A 22,967-nucleotide genomic window follows, 5' to 3' on the forward strand; every position below is an offset into this window, starting at 1 on the left:
ACTCACCCCACCTTCTGAGAAAACAATGGAACAACCTTCCCGCCAGCCTTCAAACTATCCAAATAGTCTGCCCAAGCTTGCATCATTAGTTTACGCTCCGGCAGATGCTCAGCGTAATTGTAGCTCGCCCTCACCTTGTCTTTAGGCGTGTGGGCCAACTGCCGCTCAATGGCATCCTTATGCCAGCCATGCTCATTTAAAAGTGTTGAAGCCATAGACCTGAAGCCATGCCCTGTCATTTCGGTTTTGTCGTATCCAATACGCCGAAGAGATACATTGATCGTATTTTCAGACATCGGGCGTGCCGACGTTCGCACACTTGGAAAGACATACCCAGAGGGGCCAGTAAGTGGATGAAGTTCTGTTAAGACCTCCACGGCCTGAGTGGACAGGGGGACAATATGGGGACTTCCTCCTTTCATTTTCTCCGCAGGTATCCGCCACTCGCTCCCCTCCAAATCAACTTCACCCCATTCTGCGTTCCTGAGTTCTCCTGGACGCACAAAAACCAAGGGAGCGAACCGAAGAGCGCAATGCACCACCAAAGTCCCTGAGAAGCCATCTACAGCCCTTAAGAGGGGGCCGATTTCCTTAGGGTCGGTTATCGAAGGATGATGTTTCACCTTCCTCGCAGGAGGGAGCGCACCCTTGATATCCGCAGCAGGATCTCGCTCAGCTCGTCCGGCAGCCACTGCATAGCGGAAGACCTGGGACATTATTTGACGAATACGCCGAGCTGTCTCTACGGCTCCTCGTTTCTCGCATCGTTGAACGACTCCAAGCATATCCTCAACGCCAAGCTCCGATATGGGCCTGTCTCCAATGAAGGGGAAGATGTTCTTCTTCATCCGTTCCATTGTGGTTTTCGCGTGGCGCTCACTCCACCCTGAGCCTACCTGTTTCCCGAACCATTCCCTTGCAATGGCTTCAAATGCCTCACTTGCACTTGCTTTCCTCTTGTCCTCCTTGCGCTTCCGAGAAGGATCATGACCTTGAGCAATGAGGGTTTTCAGGTCTCCCCGCTTAAGTCGTGCTTCTTGCAAACTGATGTAAGGATATGGCCCCAGAGACAGCATGGTCCGCTTGCCATTGATTTGGTAGCGAAATCGCCACCACTTACGCCCTTTCGGGTTAACGACTAGAGATAGGCCTTCACCATCATTCAGGGTGAATTCTTTGGATTTCGGTTTGGCTGCTTTGATCTTGGCATCTGTCAGCGGCATGTAGTCTTCTCCTGAGAGTGGTATAATGAAAAATGGTATATTTCGATTTATACCATTTTTTGTACCTTTATACCAGCCATCTCAAGACACCCTATGACACCGCAAGGCACACAAAAAGAAACAAAAAAGCCCTCATTTTGAGGGCTTATGACACTTTATGAACCAAAGTGATTTTATTCTATGGCGGAGAGGGAGGGATTCGAACCCCCGGACGAGTTGCCCCGCCTCTGGTTTTCAAGACCAGCGCATTAAACCGAGCTCTGCCACCTCTCCGTGAACTGATTGTTATTTGTTACAATCGAATCCGGGAGAAACTTTGTAGGAGTGACTCCAAGAATTGTCAAGATGAAAACCATGTTAAATGCTTGGGGGTATAAGAATTGGGTTCTCAGAACTTCTTTTGAACAAAATAACACCTACTAAGAGTGAAGAGACACGCTATTGGGTCCTGAAAGTTCATAATTCTAGATGAATATGAACACATTCATCCATGATAAGAGCATGGACATAATTGTCTTAACAAAACCGATCTTAGTTGTTAGAGAATATTCCATTAAACATGTCAGCAGGTTCGAATCTAGGCGACCTCAAAAGGACTTGATCACGTCCTTTCTCGTAGCCCCCCCCTTTGACATGTTTCATGGCATATCGTAAGTGAAAAATGAGCAACTATTCATACAAACCGATTGGATAGAGAATGAAAAATCCGCAAGATGTTTTTGCAGACTACCTTTCGAACAAGAGTCTCAAGATGACCCCCCAAAGGCGACTCATTTTGGACACGTTCATTAAACAAAATGCCCATCTTTCTTCTGAAGAACTGTATATCAAGGTCAAAAGAAGAGATAAATCGGTTGGGCAAGCAACGGTCTATAGGACCCTCAAGCTACTCAATGAAGCAGGTCTTATAGAGCCATTGGACTTTGCAGACGGTGTTACCAGATATGAGCTATCATATGGTGAAACTCACCATGACCACCTCATTTGTGAACAATGTGGGCAAAACATAGAAATTCTCGATACGATGATTGAAAAACGCCAGGAAGAGTTGGCGCAAGAGCATGGATTTGCCCTGCTTCGGCACAAGATGTACCTCTATGGTTATTGCAAAGATTGTCGTTCGAAGAAAAAATAATCTATTAGCGAGTTGTATCGTGTAAAAATTGTTTTAAAGCCTTCATTTCACCATGAAGGCTTTTCCAACTGTACCGTCCATCCAGCTTCTCCCCTTCAGCTGTAAATTGAATCCCAAGCCCGATAGCCCCACCCCGTCCACGAAAGCGACTTCGAATGACACCAACAACTGTAAAATATGAAAATTTTTTACTTTTTGGGTTCCAGACACTAACCCGTAGAATCAATTCATTTCCTTGATTTAGAGTGGGCAAACCTCCTTTGGGATGTAAAATAAACATGCGCATCCCACCCGCAGAGATATTCTCTACGCTTAATCGCATTTTTTCCCCATAGCGTGCTGGATTATTTATAGTTTGCAAATCCGGTTTTGCCATCCAGAATGATTTTCGCTTGTTCCCCTCCCAAGCCTTGACCCTGATAGCTCCTTCCCGCGTAACTCGCTGTCGACTATGTTTTCGTCTGACAATAAATCGATACCGAACCGGAGTCATCAATGACAATGCTTTGATAACCGAACCTCGTTTACTCACCGATGCAACAAAAGTAGAAAAGGAATTCAACTTCTTGCCGGAATAAGTAAAAGGGTTGGTATAACAGATCACACGGGTGTTCTTAAGATTCAATGCAGTAGGTTCAACTTTAATTAGCTGCAATTTCATCATGCCATTAACAACTTCTTCCACACGCGCAGTCGCTATTTTTCGCCCGCTCCCATCTGTAGAATACTTATACACATTAACGATAATACCTTTTTTAATCAGGTAATTTTCGACAATACTATGAGTACGAGGGGCAAAAACACGATAAAAAAGTCTGAGAATGGTAAAACCGATAATATGACGATAGTGCCAAAGCGCCATCACGAGTATAAGGGGCACTGTAATCAACAGAATTTTGGAAAAAACAACAACCAAATCAATTCGGTCGGACCCACTGCCGAATGTCCGCTGGACATCACGCAAATATTCAAGTTGAGCAGTAAAATCCAACATAAGAACAACTTCCAAAGTTCAAATAGTTATAAATAATGGGCACTCACAGCAAACTATCGAAGATGATTTCGAATAAAAACAATCTGTCATACAGTCAATACAATAGATATCAAGTCGTTAGCATGCTGGCAATGAGATGTCTTAATGAGCAGGCTCGCATTACCTTAGGTACTGTTAACTCAACCTTCTGAAAAAGAGTCATCCCCTTACGGGGTACGAAACTTGCCAATCGATGGCAAATGGTTAGTTACTGAGAAACGAGAGACACCGGCACTATGAAGAAAAAACAAGAAACACAGCACACCCAATTTCTGAATACCTGCGATTTTTCCAATTGCCTCGTCTGCGGAGCGTGTTCCAATGGTTGCCCGACTACAGGAGCACCTGATTTAGCAGGCTGGGACACGAGGAAAGTCATGCGTATGCTGGCAAATGGTCTTATTGATGAGGTCATTGCATCAAAGTTCCCCTGGCTTTGTACCGGATGCGGTCGGTGTACCAGCACCTGCCCTGGCGGTCTTGATATACCCTCGATCATGACACACCTCAAGAGTCTGCGGCCGAAGGAGGATATCCCCGGCACACTGTATCAGGGTATGATCAACAACCTCGAAACCGGCAACAATTTGGCTATTTCCCCCAAAGATTACCTTGAAGGCATGGCTGAACTTGGCCACGATTTGGCAAAAGAATGTCCCGGCTTCTATGTTCCTGTTGACAAAGACAATGCCGAAATACTTTTCTTCCCCAACTCCAAAGAAGTCTATGGGGATTTTGAGGATCAATTCTGGTGGTGGAAAATATTTTACGCAGCCAAGGAAAACTGGACGGTTCCTGGAAACAATTGGGAAGCGGTTGATTGGGCTCTTTTCACAGGGAACGATAAAGCAAATGAGGAGCTTGCCAGACGAAAAATAGCCTACATGAAGGATCATTCCATCAAAAAGATGATTATGCCCGATTGTGGTGGCGGGTCCTACGGCTGCCGGAAAGGAATGTCCAAACTGAATACACTGGACCCAGCGAATGAAGTGGGCTTCTTGTACCTGTATGACTATCTCATCGAAATACTTAAGACTGGCCGTATCAAACTGGATAAATCGGTCCATAGTGGCAAAAAATTTACATATCATGACTCGTGCAAACATGGTCGTGAGTTGGCCAGGACCTATGGCAAAGGCTATTTTGATGAGCCTCGGTGGATTCTCAACCAATGTGTGGATAATTTCGTAGAGCTGACTCCCAATCGTGAAAAGAATTATTGTTGTGGAGCTGGTGGAGGTCTCTGGCCCATGCCCTTTGAGGCGCAGTCAGCATGGCATGCCCGATACAAACGTCGCCAGATTAAAGAAAGTGGAGCAGATGTCGTTGTCGTGGGGTGTTCCAACTGTCGCGATCAAATCATGAAACGTATACCCAGGTATTTTGAGGGATGTGAATTTGAAGTCAAATATATATGGCAGTTGGTTGCCGAAGCACTGATTATTGAACCGTGGTCCCAAGAAGAGATCTCGCAAGGTGAAAAGCAAGCAGTGACCCAATGGAAAGCGCTTGATATTTCTCTTGAATCTTAAATGATACCCCCCTTGTATTCTTTTTATAAGGCCCGGTTTTTCCGGGCTTTTCTGTTGCTGCTTTGGCAAAACAATTGTAAAGGATGGAAGGGAATATACAGAATCACAACTTTGGAAAACATGCTCATTCTTTGCAGATTCAGAATATTTTTTACGCTCATTTAAACTTTCGTTGCGTAAACAATTTGCGAGTTCCCCTAATGAAAAGAACTCCCCACTTTCAGACAGACTTATCAAGGTACAATCATGAATTTCGAATTCAGCACAGCCCATAGAATCATTTTCAAACAAGGAGCCTCCCAGCAAATACCAGCTCTTGCAGCCCAATTCGGAGAACGACCATGCCTGGTTATTGGAAGTAATCCGAACAGGACTGCATGGCTTCGCGATGCATTCAACGAGCCTCCATTGATCATTCAAATGGCAACAGAACCGGATACTGACAGCATGGTCAAAGCCGTGGCTGCGGTACGTGATGGCAACTGTGATGTGGTCGTTGCTTTAGGCGGGGGGAGTGTTCTTGACACGGGCAAAGTCCTGTCGGCACTGGCTACGAATAAAAAAGATATATTTGAGTATCTTGAAGTCGTTGGAAGAGGCACGCCACTGACGAATCCACCTCTTCCTATGATCGCAGTTCCCACAACAGCCGGTACTGGTTCGGAAGTTACAGCCAATGGTGTTCTTCTCTCAAACAAGCATGGCGTCAAGGTCAGTCTTCGCTCATCTGAAATGATTCCGAACATATCAGTCATTGACCCGGAATTGACACTCTCAATGCCCCACTCAGTTACAGCGTCAACCGGAATGGATGCCTTAACCCAACTGATTGAAGCCTATGTTTCCAACAAATCGAATCCCATTACAGACGCTCTGTGTAGAGAAGGCATAATGCGCGCCGCCACCTCCCTCCATGCGGCATGTGAAGACGGAAAAAACATAGCCGCCCGTGAGGATATGTGCATCGCAAGTCTGTTTTCCGGGATCGCTCTTGCCAATGCAAAGCTTGGAGCCGTGCACGGATTCGCCGCCCCTATGGGAGGAGAATTCAAAGCTCCCCACGGGATGATCTGTGCCAGCCTCCTGCCTCATGTCATACGTGCAAATATCCAAGCTCTTCGTCTGCGAACACCGGAATCATCCACTTTGTTCAGGTATACTGAAATAGCGGTCATGCTTACTGGTGACGTTACCAATGAGGCAGAAGATGGCGCTGACTGGATTCAAAATTTATGTTCCGAGTTGGGAATCCCTTCACTGGCAGGCTTGGGTGTACCATCAAAAGACTTTGACAAATTGGCTCAAAAAGCCGCCCAAACCAGCAGTATGAAAGGGAATCCGATAGAATTAACCCATGAAGAATTGATTAAAATTCTTGAGAGTGCAGCCTGATCAAAGAAATGACGAAAGCAGAGGTCCTCGTCGGGTGGGTTTGCCCACAAGTTGTGGAACGTACTTATTCAGCAGAAAAATACAAGGAATACAAGAGACAAGGCTCACAACCGTAAACCCTATTCCAGCGGTGGTCACAAAGAACCAATGGGCAGGAAGAGTAGTATGGACCCATGCGGCGTATGGCCCATTCAGAAAATGATAAAAAACGCCGTTAAGACAGAAAAGAATCAAAGCATTCTCTCCCATGAACATGAAGAAAGAGTTTGCTCCAAAACTCTTTGCCAAAAGAAAAACCATGAAACTTCCCATGAGAGCTGTCAGTGGAAAAAGGAAAATATGACCATGGCCGGATGCAAGGATGACTACAGCATCAAACACTCTGAAGGGGCCGGTATTTTCGTCATATGTGAAAATAATTCCCAGCAGACATAGCACACACATTGCCAGGAGCTTCCAACGTGGCCGAGTTCCCAGCAAAACAGATTCTCGCCGAATAATGACACCAACCAGGTAAAAAGAATACACAACCGGTAATTCATGAAGAACCCAGAAATTATATTCCGGAAAGAATCGGAAAGACAATGTGATAAAATATCCTGTAAGATAGAAAACCACTACAGCCAAAAGAAGTCGTGGTGTGGAATTCAAAAACCGCCCTATACAATAATGCAGGATTTCCACTGTTACTAGAGAAGCAAGAAACCAAAGAGGGACATTGAAGAGAGGAAATCCTCGCAAAGTCGAAATAAAAGCCGCCAGATAACCAAAAAATGAAGACAGATCTGTGAGTGGGAAATCTCCTGGAATAACAAAACTTGCCAAAGCCATAAGAAGAGAAAAAAAACAATATGGAACCAATCGGGAAGCACCCAATCTCTTCAAATATTTTTTTACCGGCAACAATATCTTTTCAGGAGCAAGAGTAACACCTGCCAAGATATAAAAGAATGGCATATGAAATGAATAAATGAATTTGTATTGAGAGCTGGCAATCGGATTATTTAAGTACATAATCCGCTCAATAATATGACCATAGTAGACAAGTGTTATGCCAATAAAGCGGGCAACGTCCAGCACCGGAATACGCCGGGATGAAGTGGTATGAAACTGCATAATCAATCCTTGAGGGAAAAATTCCTTTGATCATCCAAAGAATTTAAAACAGCCACAGTCACTCAACCCAATCAAGCGTTCTCTTTACAGCTTTACCCCATCCTCTATATCCAGAACTTCGTCTTTCTTCATTCATATCCGGCTGCCAAGTTTTGTCCTCTTCCCAATTATTATACAATTCTTCACGCCCTGACCAAAAGCCGACCGCGATCCCAGCCGCATATGCCGCCCCAAGGCAGGTTGTTTCGGCAACCTTGGGTCTAACAACCGGAACATTAAGGATGTCAGACTGAAACTGCATGAGAAGCTCATTGTAAACCATGCCCCCATCAGCTTTGAGAGTTTCAAGAACTACCCCCGAATCCTTATTCATTGCCTCAACGATATCCTTTGTCTGATAGGCTGTGGCTTCAAGGACAGCACGTGCAATATGGTTCCTGTTAATATATCGTGTCAGCCCCACCATGACACCACGAGCATCCGGTCGCCAGTATGGAGCATACAACCCGGAAAAAGCCGGGACAATATACATGCCACCGGTATCTTCAACCTTGCTAGCCATGGCCTCTATTTCCGGGGCGGATTGAAACATTTTGAGATTATCTCTTAGCCACTGTACCAAAGCACCGGCAATGGCAATGGAACCTTCAAGACAGTATGACGGTTTACGCCCGCTAAACTGGTACGCCAGAGTTGTAATCAACCCATGTTGAGACTGAATTGGCTCGTGACCGGTATGCATCAAGAGGAAACACCCGGTCCCGTATGTATTTTTGGCCTGCCCCGGAGCAAAACACGTTTGCCCGACCAAGGCTGCCTGCTGATCTCCAACAGCACCACAAACAGGAATTCGAGCACGAAGAGGGCCGCTCTCCGAAGTTGGTCCCCATGTCCCTTCATCTGACGAAGGCACGATCCGAGCCAAACCGGAAGCAGGGATTCCCAGTATACCAAGAATCTCTTCATCCCATTGCAATGTCTCCAAATCCATGAGCATGGTCCTGCTGGCATTCGTGACATCCGTGACATGCGCTCCCCCCCGTGGCCCCCCAGTCAGCCACCAGATAATCCATGTTTCAATAGTGCCAAACATGGCTTCACCCCGGTCTGCCGCAGACTTTGCTTCCGGGACATTCTCCAGAATCCATTTTATCTTTGGCCCGGAAAAATATGTTGCGATGGGAAGCCCTGTCTTGGACCGAAACCAATCCTGGCCACCTTCGGCTGTCAGGTCCTTGCAAATGTCGTGAGTTCGGGTGCATTGCCAAACAATGGCATTATAAAAAGGTTTTCCTGTATAACGATCCCAAACAACAGTTGTTTCCCGCTGATTCGTAATACCTATGGCTGCCAGTTCCTTCCCTTTGATCCCGGATTTAGTGAGTGCCCCTCGAATCACTTCTTGAGTATTATTCCAGATTTCCATGGGATCATGCTCCACCCATCCCGGCCCTGGATAAATCTGCCTGTGCTCTTTTTGATCAAGACCGACAATACGCCCTTTTTCATCAAAAATAATAAAACGACTACTAGTTGTCCCCGAATCCACTGCTCCAATATACTTTACCATGACAGACTCCTTCCTTACCCTATCGAATAGCTACCATAAGAGTCGTGTACCCTTATCGTAAAATTTTTCACTACAACACAGGCCGCCTCCACGGGATACTGTTTTCCTTCACCCCTAAAACGGTCTCATCCAATCCCAAAGCTGTTCCAATTAACTGTGTTACCAAAACAGCAGGAGGAGCTAAACGCAAAGAGGCATTGACCGGAAGTTTTGCGCGGCTACGATCAAACTGCAATTGACAATAGGTGCACGCAGTTGCAAGTACATCCGCTCCCGCAGAGGCGGCATCTTCCAACTTCTTCCGCATGAGAGCGTCCGAAATTTTGTCATCCCGCCCTCGAAGTGGATGCCCACAACACTCCAGACGAAGGTCCCATTTAACACTTTCAGCACCAATCGACTCAACGAGACGTTCAAAAAGAGTTGGAGCCAAAGGGTCATCAAACCCGGTGACAATACCGGGACGCAAGGCATGACACCCATAATGACAGGCCACCCGCACTCCTGACAGAGGGGTTTTCGTCATTCCGGTCAGGACTTGGAATCCCACATGGCTCTCCAACACATTCAGAAGGTGGAAAACTGGTACCGCTTCGGGAAAAACAAGCCCCTCCCGATGGAGTATCTGAAGCACTCGTGTTCTCTGCTCAACATCCTCCTGCATCCGGGACTGAGCATATTTGAGATTGCCAAAACAACACTTGCAAGGGGTAAGAATAGGAAGTCCCGCCCGGTGCGCAATAATGAAATTGCGAACAGCCGAGTAAAGAGACGCCACTTCACTCTCATGCCGAACAGGCCAACCGCAACAGGAGAACTCCAACTTGACCAACTCAATGCCCACAGCAGCACAAACAGCTTCCAGAGAAGATCCGTACCAAGGAAGATGATGGGCAATCTTGCACCCGGGAAAATAAGCAAACTTCACACTCTCTCCTCAGCTTCTTTCTCGCTTGCGAGCTGCAACGATATTTCGCAGTTCATACAACACATCAGCAACTTTGATATTCTGAGGACAATGTTCCTGACATTTATAGCACGTGGTGCAGCTCCAAACCATCCGCACCCCCAGAGCCTGATCCTTCAATCCCATGCGCAACAAATTCATTATCTGCTGTGGAGTCATATCCAAATCTCGCGAAGGATCTTCACTCACCGCCACGACCGGACACACGCTGGTACAGGTAGTACACTGTACACAGTCCCAAAAGGATTCGGCGTTATCCGCAAGTCCCGATAACGAAGAAGGAGCACTCGAATCCGCATAGACTGCGATTCGTTCCTCACTACGCATTTGACGTATTGCACGGTTGGAGTCAGGGAATTGTTCGGAAACAAGTGGCTTGGATGCCAGCCAAAGATTCTGAAGGTTGATGCCAGACGGACAAATATCCGTACATCGTAGACATTCCGTACAGATCCTGCTCCCTTCGGAAAAATGATTCATTTCCTGCCAGGAAAACCTCTTTCCCTGAACAAATCGTTTTAAAGAGACCAGTTTTTCAGATGGTAAAATATCTGGAGTGCCCAACACGGTAAAAATGGGAGCGACACTGCAATGCAAACTACATATTCCGCAACGAGTACACGCATCCATGCCCACCCCTTGAGCAATAAAATTTGTCTCGGTATTACCGTCTCGACGCCCGTGCCTAAAAAGAAGATTGATGGGAACAGAGAGAGGATGCAGAAATTTTCCGAATGGAAGCGCCGCAAGACCGACAAAACAAAAGATAATATGACAGTACCAAAAGACCTGATCCGCTCGACTTCTGTTTAATGCCTGAGCAAGTGGTCCCAAAACAGATGCCATGTAACGAGAAACAAAAGCCGACTCGGTCGGAGAATGACAGGTGGAACAGTTTTCCTCGGACAACTGCGCTCCTTTGCTCACCATATCATCCCCTAGCGGAAGGGGAATGGAAAAAACGACACCATTTTCCTTGCTCCAAAATGCTTTCAGCGCCGTTAAATCACTGCCCTCCTCTGCGATAAAATATTCATTCGTCATCCTATCAAAGACGGCGGGAGAAATGACCTTTGATGTCTCTAGTAAAAAACCTGAAAGAATTATTCCTCCAACAACGAAGAGGAGAGTCCAATCCTGAGTACGGCTCAAACTTCTCAAGCGGGGGAATATTACCCGACGTAGAATCATAAGCCCAAGTCCGACCAAGGTTATCAGCCCAAAAAGATTCCGCAACAATTGCCATGGATCAAGAGGAGACTCGTACGCTGGGAAAAACCGGGCAGTGACCAAATCGTCAAGAGCGTGAAAGAAAAGCAATCCCATAAAACCAAAAAAAACAAGACAATGAGCAAGCCAACGAACGCCGCTTCCACGCAACGTGCGGGAAAGCATAAGGATGTCTTGTACCCCTTTCCCGATTACGCCAAGCCAGTTTAGCGGTATGGGAGGTTGCTCCAGGCATTTAGCATCCTCAAAAACACGCTTGACACACCCCCATTGCACGAAACGGAAGACCAAGCCTACAGCACAGATAGTCAACGCCAAAATCAATCCCAGATTGAAAAACGTCATGCCTCCCCTCTTTGCCAATAGAACGGTCGTCTACAATTGCAACTCTTGAACAGCTTTATATGCTGTTGATATGGCAAGCCCGGCACCACATTTCATGCGCATCCAATCATGATGTGCGAGAATGGTCCCTGCGGCGTACAAATTTTCATAAAGAACTCTTCCACCGGAAAGAGGACGTAGGTGTATATCAACCTCGACCCCAGCCATATTAAGCGGATGGCCTTTGGCTGTAAAAAAGGTATCGCCATGCCAATTATTTCTATTTTCAGGCTGAATAACAGGAACACCAAAAACAGCCTCTATCACATTATGCCTTTGAGCCTTGAGCCCTTTTCCAAAGAATCGCCCTGTCGCCAGAATAACATTTTTAGCCGCCACGGTCACGATGGCCGCTCCTTTGCCTGCTTCGAGTAGAAAAGTTCCATCTTCTCGAACCTGCACTTTTTCAACCATCTTTTGCGACAAGGTACGGACTCCGCGATGGGGAAGACTTCGATCAAAAACTGCCCGAAGGCGAGGCCCGGCAATGGAGGGAGGGAGAGTTGGGATTTCAAAAATCTGCTTTCCTGTCATGTCTTCAAGATGACGGATGACCATACGAGGATCATTCAGGCCCAAAACCGCTGGAAACCCTATATACTCTGCTGAATGGATGTGAGGAACAACTGATTCGGCAAGCTTGACTCGATTCACTGGATCAGCCAAAGCCCAGGCCATGTGTTCCGGATAAAGTTCTCCCCGACTCCCGGGAAAATCAAGCCGCACAGTTCTGAGAGCTGGCCAATCATGGATATGGGACTCAACTAATTGAGTTCCGCTAAATCCTTTGAGCCCATGAAAATCAACTATCAATGTCGCAGATCTTTTTGTCAGAGCCTCTGTTCCCTTCCAGGCTGAGCCCGGCACACGGTACGTTCTTTTCACGGTTCCGGCGGGAGTTAGGGCGCAGATATTATGATCATTAGCCCCTACATAATCCAAACCCATTTCATTTAAAAAATCAGTAAACTCATCAATACCGTTGCGAATCTCAGCATCAGAGAGCAAAGCGTACGGATGGTCGGGCCGATCATGAACCACAGCTTTAATCGCTTTCCAGGGATTCTTCCATCGTCTTCCCTCTTCGATGGGATGGACTCCCATCAAATCGATGAACCCGGTGCTGAAATCAATGCCACCGGTCGAGCCAGCTTGAACAACGCTCAGCCCCCTATTCGAAGCAAAAAGAGCGGCAGCCATCCCGGCAAAACCGCTTCCTATGACCATCACATCATATATTTGATGCTCCTGTGTCATTCATCCTCTCCGCATTGGGCCGTGGTCTGATCCAGCTCCAAATCCAATGCCCCACAATACAAAGCCTCCTGCAAATCGCCCTGAATGGCTCCGAGTCCCCAGAGCACTGGTCGAAAGCCACGCCATCGCCTATCCACAAACTGCCGCAATTCATCTAACCCACATTGTCCATGCAGCAGTCCCTGGTCATAAAGATGCCCTGTGACTCGAAGACCACAAAACCCTCCCTGACATGGACCTTTGCCAACCCGGCTCCGAACTCCCACACTCTGCATCATGGATTCGCCGTGCATCGCGCCCATATTCTCGACAATGGTATCTATTGCACTCTTTGCCACCATTTCACATTCGCACATGATAAGATCATCCTCATTACGATTGCCAATCCACGATTTTGGCGCAAATCCAGCCTCTGTCCAACGCCCCATGGTGGAAGGAGGCAATGGTTCAAAACGGGTTTGACAAGGGACATCCACACCAAGTTTAGCACACACCATATCGGCAGTTTGCTCTGCCATCAGGCGATACGTGGTCAATTTTCCCCCCGTAATAGTCACGAAATTTTCCACGTTGTCACGGCTATGATCTATGAGCGAAAACCCCCTACTGACACTTCGAGCATCACCATGCTCACTTGAAAGAACCAGAGGACGAACACCTGCATATGCACGAATATAGCGAGTTGTTTCCAGCATGGGGATCATGGCCCGAGCATCATCGATGATAGCATCAGCCTCCTGAACCGTAGGGCGACACAAGTCAGGATTCTCCACAGTGATCGAAGTCGTCCCCAAAATGGACACAGTCCCTCCCGGCACAAGGATATCGGAATCAGCTGCCTGTCGCAGACGGTTAATAACCCTTGTGGCAAGCCTGTCCTGTGTCACCAGCAGACTCCCTGATGAATACAATATATGGATATCGGCTCCTGCAAGCGCAGCGACAATTCCTGCCCAAGCTCCGGTGGCGTTGACGACCACCGATGCTTCAACTTCAAACAACTCGCCTGTGGCTTCATTAAGGAATCGTGAGCGTTGAATATGACCGTTCTCAATCATAAAACTGATAAGCTGAGCCTTTCGAAGAAACCGTGCCCCCAACTCCTGAGCCTGAGAAAGGTTGTCGAGAGAGAGCATGAAAGGATCGATCGCACCGTCTTCCACTTCATATGCCGCGATCAGATGTTCGGACAAAACAGGTTCAAGAGCTTGAGCCTCTGCCAAATCCATTTCGCGAACCGAGACGGAACTTCGATCACACATACCCTGGAAGTCAGCTATATAATTTTCATCATCCCCTTGTACCGCGACAAACAACCCTCCGGTCTCCTCCACACACTGAGGTGCCAGTCTCCTCATTATAGCCCCTTCTTCTGCACACTCAACAGCCGCTTCCATGTCGGATGCGACATAGCGCGCTCCACTATGCAAAAGGCCATGATTGCCGCCGGAAGCACCGGAATTAATATCCCGACGTTCCGCGAGAAGGCACTGCACACCCCTCAGAGCCAGGTCCCTAGCCAAACCTGTTCCAGTGGCTCCGCCACCCAAAATAAGAACCGTGGTCTGCAAAATCTTCATAATATTAATTCCAATGATACCAGCATACAATCATGCTCGGAAGAGCTTTGCCTTATGGCAAACTTTTCTTTTCTCTTGTAGCAAAAAAATTGAAATGCTATATTCTAAAAAAGACTTTTTTGTATATTCCAATGAAGAGAATATCCAAATGTTACTCAAATTCAAACTTTGCGTCATTATTTTTTTCACTTTCGATCAGAAATCACTGCCTTTTTATTTTCAATAACGAACCTTCTCAAGGATAAAAATCTCCATGTCATATATGGACAAGAAGCAGGAGCACAGGGGAAAGCATGCCTCAGTTCGCACCCGACACAACCAGATAATAGAGCTTGTCAGGGAACAGGGTTTTATTGCCATAGGGACCTTGGCAGGCCACTTCTCCGTCACGCCGCAAACCATCAGACGAGATATCAATACCCTGAGTAAACGAGGACTTCTCCAACGTCATCATGGTGGGGCAGGTCCCATATACAGTACCGAGAACGTGGATTACACGGATCGCAAGGTTCTCTGCCTCAGAGAAAAACAAATCATTGCACAGCTCGTGGCAAAGCACATTCCCTCACGGTCATCCCTCTTCATTAATATGGGAACCACTACCGAAGAAGTTGCTAAGGCACTGATACACCATAAATGGCTCAGAGTTATTACCAACAACCTCAATGTGGCAAAAACATTAAGTGGTAACAGTGATATTGAAGTCATAGTAACCGGAGGACTGGTTCGCCCCAAAGACTGCGGTATAGTCGGAGAGGCTGCAATTGATTTTATACGCCAGTTCAAGGTGGACTATGGCATCATCGGCATCAGCGGAGTCGATATGGACGGCACTCTCTTGGACTTCGACTACAGAGAGGTTACTGCAGCAAGATCCATCATTGAAAACTCACGAAAAGTATTCCTTGTGACCGACCATACGAAATTTGGCAGAAATGCCATGGTTCGTCTTGGCAATATCCAGGAAGTTGATGCCATGTTTACAGACAAACATCCTCCGCTCGAATTGATGGAGGTCATGCGGCATCACGACATAGATCTGCATGTCGGGACAGGTGAGAGAAGCCTGTAGTCTTTTTTTAAGCCGAGAAGCAAGGTATATGGCATATTCGCTTGCGAACATTTTGTAGCAATGATATGTCGAATACTGATAAACATATTCCTATTTTGACCAGAACCGATCATCGGGGAGACTCAATTATGGGCTTGCAACTTCACGGCGTCAGCAAAAGAGTAGGACAAGAAGTCCACCTTAAAGACATTGATCTCGAGTTTGAATCGGGTTCACGATATGTCATTCTTGGTCGAACACTCGCTGGAAAAACATCCTTACTCAGAATCATGGCCGGTCTTGATCGCCCAAGCACCGGTCGAGTCCTGGCCGACGGTCAAGATGTCACTGGTGTCTCAGTTCGTAAACGCAGTGTAGCTATGGTCTACCAGCAATTCATCAACTACCCTTCCCAGACTATATACGAAAACATCGCCTCTCCCTTGAAAATTCATGGTCTGGATAAGAGCGAAATAGACAACCGAGTCCGGAATACCGCCCGCATGCTTCACATAGACGGCATGCTGGGCCGACTCCCTGCGGAATTATCAGGAGGTCAACAGCAACGGACAGCCATAGCTCGCGCACTGGTCAAAAATGTCGACCTTCTCTTACTGGACGAACCTTTGGTTAATTTAGATTACAAACTTCGAGAAGAATTACGTGATGAGCTACAAAAAATTTTCATCCAACGTGACTCTGTGGTGGTCTACACCACGACAGAACCGACTGAAGCATTAATGCTCGGGGGACATGTCATCGTCATGCATGAAGGTAAAGTGCTCCAAGTTGGGCCTACTGCTGAGGTATATCAAAATCCAGCAACCACTCAGGTTGCCGAAGTTTTCAGTGATCCACCAATCAATTTCATGCATGGTGACATCCATCAAGGTCAGGTCAATATAGGAGAAAGTCTTAGCTTCAAAGCTCCCCCTGCCATGAATGACTTACCTCCGGGAAGTTATACTTTTGGTATCCGGTCAAGCCAACTGAATCTCACCTGTCCAAGTGACAAATGTGCCTCCATTGCTGGTGAGATCGGATTAAGCGAAATCAACGGCTCCGAAACCTTTATCCATTTTACTTATGGGAAAGATTCTCTTGTCGTTCAGGAGAACGGCATTCACTCCGTCAAAGTGGGGAATCGGGTCAAAGCATATATCAACCCCGGATCCTTTTATGTCTTCAACGGAGCAGGCAAGCTTATGACTTCGCCTGACAATGCATAAGCAGGGGATACCATGGCGCGCATCGAACTCAATGAAATTAAGCACAGTTACCACTCTCATCCATCGAATGAAGATGATTTCGCTCTAAAACGCATCCACACAACATGGGAAGACGGTGGCGCATACGCTCTGCTCGGCCCTTCCGGTTGTGGTAAAACAACGATGCTCAATATCATCTCAGGCCTTCTCAAGCCATCACATGGATCAATTCATTATGATGATGTCGATGTCTCATACATGCAACCGGAACAAAGAAACATTGCCCAAGTTTTTCAATTCCCTGTTTTGTATGACACAATGACCGTATATGAAAATTTGGCCTTCCCGTTGAAGAATAGAAAGGTTCCCTCTGAAGAAGTGAACAATCGAGTTCTGGAAATAGCAGAAGCGCTTGATTTGACACAAGACCTTCATAAAAGGGCAGCGGGACTTTCCGCTGATGCAAAACAAAAAATATCGCTTGGCCGGGGCTTGGTGAGAAAAGATGTTGCCGCAATTCTATTCGACGAACCTCTGACAGTGATCGATCCACATCTCAAATGGGATCTTCGTCGCAAACTCAAAGAGATACACAAAGAATTCAAGCTTACCATGATCTATGTCACCCATGATCAGGTAGAAGCAATGACCTTCGCAGATCAGATAGTCGTCATGTATGAGGGTGAGATCGTTCAGATGGGTACCCCTGAAGAATTATTTGAGAACCCGGAGCACACCTTTGTTGGGTATTTCATCGGCAGTCCAGGAATGAATTTTATTGAATGTACACTCGATGGTACTTCAGCTCAACTCGAAGAAACCGTCATCCCTCTCTTACCTGCCTATGCCGAGAAGGCTACGAAAAAAGGCGGCAAAATCAAAATAGGCGTTCGTCCCATGTATGTTGAAATCTTTGATAACATTATCGAAGGCGGCATCCATGCTGAAATTATAAGCATTGAAGATCAGGGATTTTGCAAAATCATTACAGCCCAATTCGGTGAAAATCAGGTCAAAGCTCGTGTTGATGAGAACAGAATCCTTTCAAAAGGTCCTTGCTGTCTTTTCTTTCCGCCGGAAAAAACAAAACTCTACTGTGACGAACGTCTGATCAAATAAAGAGAGGAAATCATGAATAAATGGGAAAACAATAGAGCATGGTTCCTCGTCCTTCCCGTCTTCGTCATTGTCGCTTTCAGTGCAATTATACCACTCATGACGGTCGTCAATTATTCCGTTCAAGATATTTTCGGGCCAGGCCAACGGCTTTTCGTTGGCATAGAGTGGTTTAAAGAAGTTCTTCTCGACCAACGTCTTCATGACGCTTTATTCAAACAACTCGCTTTCTCATGTTTGGTATTACTCATTGAAATGCCCCTTGGGATCATTATCGCACTGATGATGCCCAAGAAAGGATGGGCTTCATCAGCCTGTCTCGTCATCCTTGCCCTTCCGCTCCTCATTCCCTGGAATGTAATCGGAACTATATGGATAATATTCACTCGACCCGACATCGGACTTTTCGGCGCTCTCATCAACAGCGCAGGAATTACCTTCGATCATACTGCAAGTTCCGTTGATGCCTGGATAACACTGATGCTCATGGAGGTCTGGCATTGGACACCTCTTGTTGCCCTACTAGCCTATGCAGGACTTCGAGCCATTCCCGAAGCATATTATCAGGCAGCCAAAATCGATGGAGCTTCCTCGTGGGCAATCTTCCGTTTTATCCAATTACCAAAGATGCGTGGAGTACTCACTATTGCTCTTTTACTTCGTTTCATGGACAGCTTTCTCATCTATGCCGAACCTTTTGTCCTCACTGGTGGGGGACCGGGGAATGCAACAACATTCCTATCCATTTATCTGGTCAAAATTGCGGTCGGACAATTCGACCTCGGTCCGGCTGCAGCATTCTCTCTCATTTACTTTCTCATAATACTACTCTTCTGCTGGCTCTTCTATCAAGCATTGCAGGCAGTTGGTACGGGGGACAAATCATGACATTCAAAAAACGCCACATAGGACTGTTATTCTATCTGATCCTGCTTTTTTTGCCCATCTACTGGATGCTCAACATGTCATTGCGCACAAATGCTGACATAATGAACACCTTTGCCTTGTTCCCAGGTCACCCGACCCTTGAAAACTATATGAAGATTTTTACGGATTCTTCATGGTATTCCGGCTATATCAACTCGATCATTTATGTAACCATCAACACTGTTATTTCTCTTCTGTCCGCTTTACCTGCCGCGTACGCGTTTTCACGCTACAAATTCATAGGCGACAAACATGTCTTCTTCTGGCTTCTGACAAATAGAATGGCCCCGCCTGCTGTCTTCCTGCTGCCCTTCTTCCAACTCTATTCCACATTCAATCTCATCGACACCCACTTCGCCGTCGCTCTTTCGCATTGCCTGTTTAATGTACCTCTCGCAGTCTGGATTCTTGAAGGATTCATGTCTGGTGTTCCACGCGAAATAGACGAAACCGCATTCATCGACGGATACAGTTTCCCTCGCTTTTTCATCCGGGTTTTCATTCCCCTCATCCGAGCAGGAATTGGTGTGACTGCATTCTTTTGCTTCATGTTCAGTTGGGTGGAACTGTTACTCGCCCGGACGCTCACAACCACTGCGGCAAAGCCCATAGCCGCAACCATGACACGGACAGTCAGCGCAACTGGTCTTGATTGGGGATTATTGGCAGCAGCCGGAATCCTGACCATCGTTCCTGGTGCACTTGTCATCTGGTTTGTCCGCAATCACCTCGCCAAGGGGTTTGCCCTTGGTAGAGTCTAACGGGAGGCTGAGATATGAATCTGGAATGGATGGCATGGACACCGGTCACTGCTGGTTTCTTCACCTTCATCATCCTGTTGCTTATAGGTATGACCATCTGGGAAATAGCTTCCCCATGTGTCGCTCGCCGGGGTTTTCTTCCATTGACCACCACACGAGGAGATCGCCTGTTCATTGGACTGCTTGGCAGTGCTTACATACATTTGACATGGGTGGGATTGACTGATTTCCCCCTATGGATCGCAACGGTAATAGCCGCTTGTTTTCTCGTGATCATGATGCGGTGGGGGTAGTCCATAGGCAATTCCTATATGGCACGAGGAAAACAGCGGTTTTGTGGTACGAGAGGTAAGGTATTGTTCTTAACCAGCATACGGAGGTACGTATGAAGTTGCGGCGATTACTGATGACGGGGATGCTCACAGTGGCATTCCTCAGCCTGGCCAGCATCGGCATGGCAGATATGCAGGCTGCCCAAAAATGGATCGATAGCGAATTCCAGCCATCGACCTTGACCAAAGCGGAACAGATGAAGGAAATGGAATGGTTCATCAAAGCCGCAGCCCCTTTCAAGGGTATGGAAATCAAGGTCGTCTCAGAAACAATCCCGACCCATGAGTATGAATCCAAGGTACTCGCAAAAGCTTTTTATGAGATTACCGGCATCAAGGTCACACATGACCTGATTCAAGAAGGTGATGTCATTGAAAAACTTCAGGTTCAATTCCAATCCGGCGAAAATGTTTTTGATGCGTACATCAATGATTCCGACTTGATCGGGACACACTTCCGTGGTGGTCATGTTGTCAATCTGTCGGACTGGATGGAAGGGGAAGGTAAGTCCGTGACCCTGCCGACACTCGACATTGACGATTTCATGGGAAAATCATTCACTACCGGCCCGGACGGCAAGCTCTACCAGTTGCCTGACCAACAGTTCGCGAATCTGTATTGGTTTCGGTATGATTGGTTTCAAAACCCCGAATACAAAAAGGCATTCAAAGCCAAGTATGGTTATGATCTTGGCGTCCCTGTGAACTGGTCTGCTTATGAAGACATTGCAGAATTCTTCACGGAAGACGTGAGGGAAATTGATGGTGTCGCCATTTACGGCCATATGGATTACGGCAAAAAAGCACCTGACTTGGGCTGGAGATTTACTGATGCATGGCTCTCCATGGCCGGAGCCGGAGACAAAGGCATTCCCAATGGAAAGCCCGTTGATGAATGGGGGATCCGTGTCAACGGATGCGTCCCTGTCGGTGCTTCTGTCTCTCGTGGTGGAGCAACCAACGGCCCTGCCGCGAAATATGCTCTGCGTAAATATATGGAGTGGCTCCGCAAATATGCCCCCCCAGGCGCTTTAGGCATGGATTTCTATCAATCACTTCCCTCCCTGGCCAAGGGGAATGTCGCCCAGCAAATATTCTGGTACACGGCGTTCACTGCTTCTATGGTTCAGGAAGGTACCCCTGTTGTCAATGCCGATGGCACTCCCAAATGGCGTATGGCCCCCTCTCCGCATGGCCCTTATTGGGAAGAAGGGCAAAAGCTTGGATACCAGGATTGTGGAGCATGGACTCTGCTGAAATCCACACCAATCAAACGACGTCAGGCCGCATGGCTCTTTGCACAATTCTGCGTGGCCAAGACTGTTTCCCTGAAGAAGGCTCATGTCGGACTCACCCCAATCCGAGACTCGGACATTCGAGACAAGTCCTTTACCGAACGCGCTCCCAAACTGGGAGGCCTCGTGGAATTCTACCGTTCACCAGCCCGCGTTGCCTGGACACCGACCGGTACCAATGTTCCCGACTACCCAAAGCTCTCGCAACTTTGGTGGCAGAATATAGGTGAAGCCGTTGCTGGAGAAGTCACGGTTTCCACTGCCATGGATAACTTGGCCAAGGAACAGGACAAGATAATGATGCGACTTGAACGCGCAGGCATCCTCGGCGAATGCGGTCCCAAACTGAATAAACCACGGGATGAATCCTACTGGTTGAACCAACCGGGATCCCCCAAAGCCAAATTGGCCAATGAAAAACCTCAGGGTGAAACAGTCGACTACGACAAACTCATAGAAGCATGGAAGGCAGGCAAAGCCAAGTAATCCTGAAACTATAAAGAAAAAATCAAGGGCATCCTTCGGGATGCCCTTCTGACGTCAAATTCCATGAGCACTGAGTTGGATTTGTAGCAAATCTCCAAAAATTGTTAGGAGTTTGATAATGCACAAACGAAGACAATTACGTTTAAATATCCCCCAATGAGCACCATAATGGATGGGGAAAAAATAAGACATTATGATCTCCAAGTATGATATGGTTTGAACCATTCACCCACTCCAAACGAACAGGAGGGAGAAATGGGGTTGAGAATATCTACCACCATGATATTTCTTGTCATACTACTACTTCCAGCGCCTCTCCTGTCTGGGTGTTCGCGGGATAACGACATCATTATCGGTGCAGTTATCATTCTTTCTACTGAAGAAGGACTTCCACTCAAAGTTGAACGAGAAGTCCTTAACGGAATGGAATTCGCGATCCAGAGACTGAATGCCGGGAATGGCATTAACGGACGGCATATCAAACTGTATTATCGCGACTGCAAAGGTGACCCAGCTTTGGCTCAGCGACAATTTCGAGAACTTGCAACAGTTTCTCCATCTGCAATTATCAATATATACAGCCACATAACAGAAGCCTTAGTTCCTTTGGCTACAGAACTACAAGTCCCACAGCTCGCAACTCTGGCCACGGCTGATGGACTGGTGGAAAATGCTCCTTACTCAATACGCTATTGGCCCAATGCCACAGCTCAAAGCTGTGCAGTCCTCCCCATAGTCGAGTCATTGCAGGCAAAAAAGCTATGTCTCGTCCATATCGACAACACATATGGCAATTCCGTTGCTGGAATTCTGGGAAAGCTCTTACGAGAAGAAGGAGTCCAGACTGAACAAATACCTTTCAAAACAATAGACGCAACCCTGGAAAAAGAACTCAGCCTTATGGAGCCATGTGATGCCATCCACTTTACCTGCTTCCCCCAGCAAATCGGAAAACTTGCTGAGATTCTGCGAAAGATACGCCCGGACACACCTCTTATCGGACCGAACAGTATAGCCAGTCCTCATTTTGTTCAGTTACCAGCGTTGGACAGGGTTCACCTTTCTGCCCCCCTCATATATAATCCTTCTTATCCCTATGCAGTACAGGTCGGAAATGATTACGTAAAAGAATTTTCCCGCCCGCTCAGCCATTACTCCGGCATAGGTTTTGACATGATTAACCTCCTGGCTCAGATTTTAGAAGAAGCCGGTCCCACACCTGATGCCATCATGGAAACAGTGCGCGCCGGCTTCGTCTACCCTGGGATATTTGGTGATGTTGTCAATGAACTTGGTTCCAATGATTTTGGATTTCCAATGTACCCTGCTCAGATTGTCAACAAACATGTGAAATACATGGGACGGTAAA

General features: G+C 47.0%; 19 protein-coding genes and 1 tRNA gene. 11 read left to right on the forward strand and 9 right to left on the reverse strand.

Annotated features, from left to right (window positions below; translation table 11 throughout):
* Window positions 1-2: 2 nt before the first annotated feature.
* Together BN4_RS03305 and BN4_RS03310 are read right to left on the reverse strand one after the other, a co-directional pair.
* A complete protein-coding gene (locus BN4_RS03305; protein ID WP_015413936.1) occupies window positions 3-1,223 on the reverse strand; it encodes a tyrosine-type recombinase/integrase in 1,221 nt (406 codons plus the stop codon).
* Between the two features lie 181 nt (window positions 1,224-1,404).
* Window positions 1,405-1,496 (reverse strand) — tRNA-Ser (locus BN4_RS03310).
* A gap of 424 nt (window positions 1,497-1,920) precedes the next feature.
* On the opposite strand from BN4_RS03310, the gene BN4_RS03320 reads away from it, so the two are divergent.
* Window positions 1,921-2,358 carry a Fur family transcriptional regulator gene (locus BN4_RS03320; RefSeq protein WP_015413938.1) on the forward strand — a complete coding sequence of 146 codons (438 nt, stop codon included), beginning with the start codon at window positions 1,921-1,923 and terminating at the stop codon, window positions 2,356-2,358.
* Window positions 2,359-2,362: 4 nt separating this feature from the next.
* Here BN4_RS03320 and BN4_RS03325 read toward each other — a convergent pair whose 3' ends face one another.
* Window positions 2,363-3,352, reverse strand: a complete 990-nt coding sequence (locus BN4_RS03325; protein WP_015413939.1) for a PilZ domain-containing protein — start codon at window positions 3,350-3,352, stop codon at window positions 2,363-2,365.
* Between the two features lie 275 nt (window positions 3,353-3,627).
* Here BN4_RS03325 and BN4_RS03330 point away from each other — a divergent pair, with 275 nt between their 5' ends.
* Entirely contained in the window at window positions 3,628-4,926 is a 1,299-nt protein-coding gene (locus BN4_RS03330; RefSeq protein WP_041720118.1) for a (Fe-S)-binding protein, read from the forward strand.
* 246 nt (window positions 4,927-5,172) lie between these two features.
* A complete protein-coding gene (locus BN4_RS03335) occupies window positions 5,173-6,318 on the forward strand; it encodes an iron-containing alcohol dehydrogenase (RefSeq protein ID WP_015413941.1) in 1,146 nt (381 codons plus the stop codon).
* Here BN4_RS03335 and BN4_RS03340 read toward each other — a convergent pair whose 3' ends face one another.
* The 6 genes from BN4_RS03340 to glpA form a co-directional block, all read right to left on the reverse strand.
* On the reverse strand, window positions 6,319-7,434 hold the full coding sequence (locus BN4_RS03340) for an acyltransferase family protein (RefSeq protein ID WP_015413942.1): 1,116 nt from the start codon (window positions 7,432-7,434) through the stop codon (window positions 6,319-6,321). It abuts the gene before it with no gap.
* A 58-nt stretch (window positions 7,435-7,492) separates the two neighbouring features.
* A complete protein-coding gene (gene glpK, locus BN4_RS03345) occupies window positions 7,493-9,004 on the reverse strand; it encodes a glycerol kinase GlpK (RefSeq protein WP_015413943.1) in 1,512 nt (503 codons plus the stop codon).
* Between the two features lie 70 nt (window positions 9,005-9,074).
* Window positions 9,075-9,932, reverse strand: coding sequence for a CoB--CoM heterodisulfide reductase iron-sulfur subunit B family protein (locus BN4_RS03350; protein WP_015413944.1), 858 nt, complete (start codon window positions 9,930-9,932; stop codon window positions 9,075-9,077).
* A 9-nt stretch (window positions 9,933-9,941) separates the two neighbouring features.
* Window positions 9,942-11,546: a 4Fe-4S dicluster domain-containing protein gene (locus BN4_RS03355; protein ID WP_015413945.1), complete on the reverse strand. Its 1,605-nt coding sequence runs from the start codon at window positions 11,544-11,546 to the stop codon at window positions 9,942-9,944.
* A gap of 30 nt (window positions 11,547-11,576) precedes the next feature.
* The gene (gene glpB, locus BN4_RS03360; RefSeq protein WP_015413946.1) at window positions 11,577-12,842 is read right to left on the reverse strand and encodes a glycerol-3-phosphate dehydrogenase subunit GlpB; all 1,266 of its coding nucleotides are present in this window, start codon (window positions 12,840-12,842) and stop codon (window positions 11,577-11,579) included.
* Entirely contained in the window at window positions 12,839-14,422 is a 1,584-nt protein-coding gene (glpA, locus tag BN4_RS03365; protein WP_015413947.1) for an anaerobic glycerol-3-phosphate dehydrogenase subunit A, read from the reverse strand. The genes glpB and glpA overlap by 4 nt, the downstream gene beginning before the upstream one ends.
* Window positions 14,423-14,675: 253 nt before the next feature.
* Between glpA and BN4_RS03375 the strand changes: the two genes are divergently transcribed.
* The 8 genes from BN4_RS03375 (at window position 14,676) to BN4_RS03410 (ending at window position 22,966) form a co-directional block, all read left to right on the forward strand.
* Window positions 14,676-15,494 (forward strand): DeoR/GlpR family transcriptional regulator, encoded by an 819-nt coding sequence (locus tag BN4_RS03375; protein WP_015413948.1) that lies wholly within the window; start codon window positions 14,676-14,678, stop codon window positions 15,492-15,494.
* A gap of 128 nt (window positions 15,495-15,622) precedes the next feature.
* On the forward strand, window positions 15,623-16,702 hold the full coding sequence (locus BN4_RS03380; protein ID WP_015413949.1) for an ABC transporter ATP-binding protein: 1,080 nt from the start codon (window positions 15,623-15,625) through the stop codon (window positions 16,700-16,702).
* Window positions 16,703-16,714: 12 nt separating this feature from the next.
* Window positions 16,715-17,800 carry an ABC transporter ATP-binding protein gene (locus BN4_RS03385; RefSeq protein WP_015413950.1) on the forward strand — a complete coding sequence of 362 codons (1,086 nt, stop codon included), beginning with the start codon at window positions 16,715-16,717 and terminating at the stop codon, window positions 17,798-17,800.
* Between the two features lie 12 nt (window positions 17,801-17,812).
* Window positions 17,813-18,685: a carbohydrate ABC transporter permease gene (locus BN4_RS03390; protein WP_015413951.1), complete on the forward strand. Its 873-nt coding sequence runs from the start codon at window positions 17,813-17,815 to the stop codon at window positions 18,683-18,685.
* Window positions 18,682-19,485 carry a carbohydrate ABC transporter permease gene (locus BN4_RS03395; protein WP_015413952.1) on the forward strand — a complete coding sequence of 268 codons (804 nt, stop codon included), beginning with the start codon at window positions 18,682-18,684 and terminating at the stop codon, window positions 19,483-19,485. The genes BN4_RS03390 and BN4_RS03395 overlap by 4 nt, the downstream gene beginning before the upstream one ends.
* 14 nt (window positions 19,486-19,499) lie before the next feature.
* Window positions 19,500-19,778 carry a DUF2160 domain-containing protein gene (locus tag BN4_RS03400; RefSeq protein WP_041720120.1) on the forward strand — a complete coding sequence of 93 codons (279 nt, stop codon included), beginning with the start codon at window positions 19,500-19,502 and terminating at the stop codon, window positions 19,776-19,778.
* Window positions 19,779-19,870: 92 nt separating this feature from the next.
* Window positions 19,871-21,598: an ABC transporter substrate-binding protein gene (locus BN4_RS03405; protein ID WP_015413953.1), complete on the forward strand. Its 1,728-nt coding sequence runs from the start codon at window positions 19,871-19,873 to the stop codon at window positions 21,596-21,598.
* 255 nt (window positions 21,599-21,853) lie between these two features.
* Entirely contained in the window at window positions 21,854-22,966 is a 1,113-nt protein-coding gene (locus tag BN4_RS03410) for an ABC transporter substrate-binding protein (RefSeq protein ID WP_015413954.1), read from the forward strand.
* The last annotated feature ends 1 nt before the right edge of the window (window position 22,967 follow it).

It is taken from the genome of Pseudodesulfovibrio piezophilus C1TLV30 (assembly GCF_000341895.1).
GTDB classification, from domain to species: domain Bacteria; phylum Desulfobacterota; class Desulfovibrionia; order Desulfovibrionales; family Desulfovibrionaceae; genus Pseudodesulfovibrio; species Pseudodesulfovibrio piezophilus.

Bases quoted from the DNA above. Each gene is read 5' to 3' on its own strand.
- BN4_RS03380 (WP_015413949.1), top strand. From the start codon at position 15,623: ATGGGCTTGCAACTTCACGGCGTCAGCAAAAGAGTAGGACAAGAAGTC.
- glpB (WP_015413946.1), bottom strand. From the start codon at position 12,842: ATGACACAGGAGCATCAAATATATGATGTGATGGTCATAGGAAGCGGT.
- BN4_RS03305 (WP_015413936.1), bottom strand. From the start codon at position 1,223: ATGCCGCTGACAGATGCCAAGATCAAAGCAGCCAAACCGAAATCCAAA.
- BN4_RS03395 (WP_015413952.1), top strand. From the start codon at position 18,682: ATGACATTCAAAAAACGCCACATAGGACTGTTATTCTATCTGATCCTG.
- BN4_RS03320 (WP_015413938.1), top strand. From the start codon at position 1,921: ATGAAAAATCCGCAAGATGTTTTTGCAGACTACCTTTCGAACAAGAGT.
- BN4_RS03355 (WP_015413945.1), bottom strand. From the start codon at position 11,546: ATGACGTTTTTCAATCTGGGATTGATTTTGGCGTTGACTATCTGTGCT.
- glpA (WP_015413947.1), bottom strand. From the start codon at position 14,422: ATGAAGATTTTGCAGACCACGGTTCTTATTTTGGGTGGCGGAGCCACT.
- BN4_RS03340 (WP_015413942.1), bottom strand. From the start codon at position 7,434: ATGCAGTTTCATACCACTTCATCCCGGCGTATTCCGGTGCTGGACGTT.
- BN4_RS03325 (WP_015413939.1), bottom strand. From the start codon at position 3,352: ATGTTGGATTTTACTGCTCAACTTGAATATTTGCGTGATGTCCAGCGG.
- BN4_RS03385 (WP_015413950.1), top strand. From the start codon at position 16,715: ATGGCGCGCATCGAACTCAATGAAATTAAGCACAGTTACCACTCTCAT.
- BN4_RS03390 (WP_015413951.1), top strand. From the start codon at position 17,813: ATGAATAAATGGGAAAACAATAGAGCATGGTTCCTCGTCCTTCCCGTC.
- BN4_RS03400 (WP_041720120.1), top strand. From the start codon at position 19,500: ATGAATCTGGAATGGATGGCATGGACACCGGTCACTGCTGGTTTCTTC.
- BN4_RS03375 (WP_015413948.1), top strand. From the start codon at position 14,676: ATGTCATATATGGACAAGAAGCAGGAGCACAGGGGAAAGCATGCCTCA.
- glpK (WP_015413943.1), bottom strand. From the start codon at position 9,004: ATGGTAAAGTATATTGGAGCAGTGGATTCGGGGACAACTAGTAGTCGT.
- BN4_RS03335 (WP_015413941.1), top strand. From the start codon at position 5,173: ATGAATTTCGAATTCAGCACAGCCCATAGAATCATTTTCAAACAAGGA.
- BN4_RS03410 (WP_015413954.1), top strand. From the start codon at position 21,854: ATGGGGTTGAGAATATCTACCACCATGATATTTCTTGTCATACTACTA.
- BN4_RS03405 (WP_015413953.1), top strand. From the start codon at position 19,871: ATGAAGTTGCGGCGATTACTGATGACGGGGATGCTCACAGTGGCATTC.
- BN4_RS03330 (WP_041720118.1), top strand. From the start codon at position 3,628: ATGAAGAAAAAACAAGAAACACAGCACACCCAATTTCTGAATACCTGC.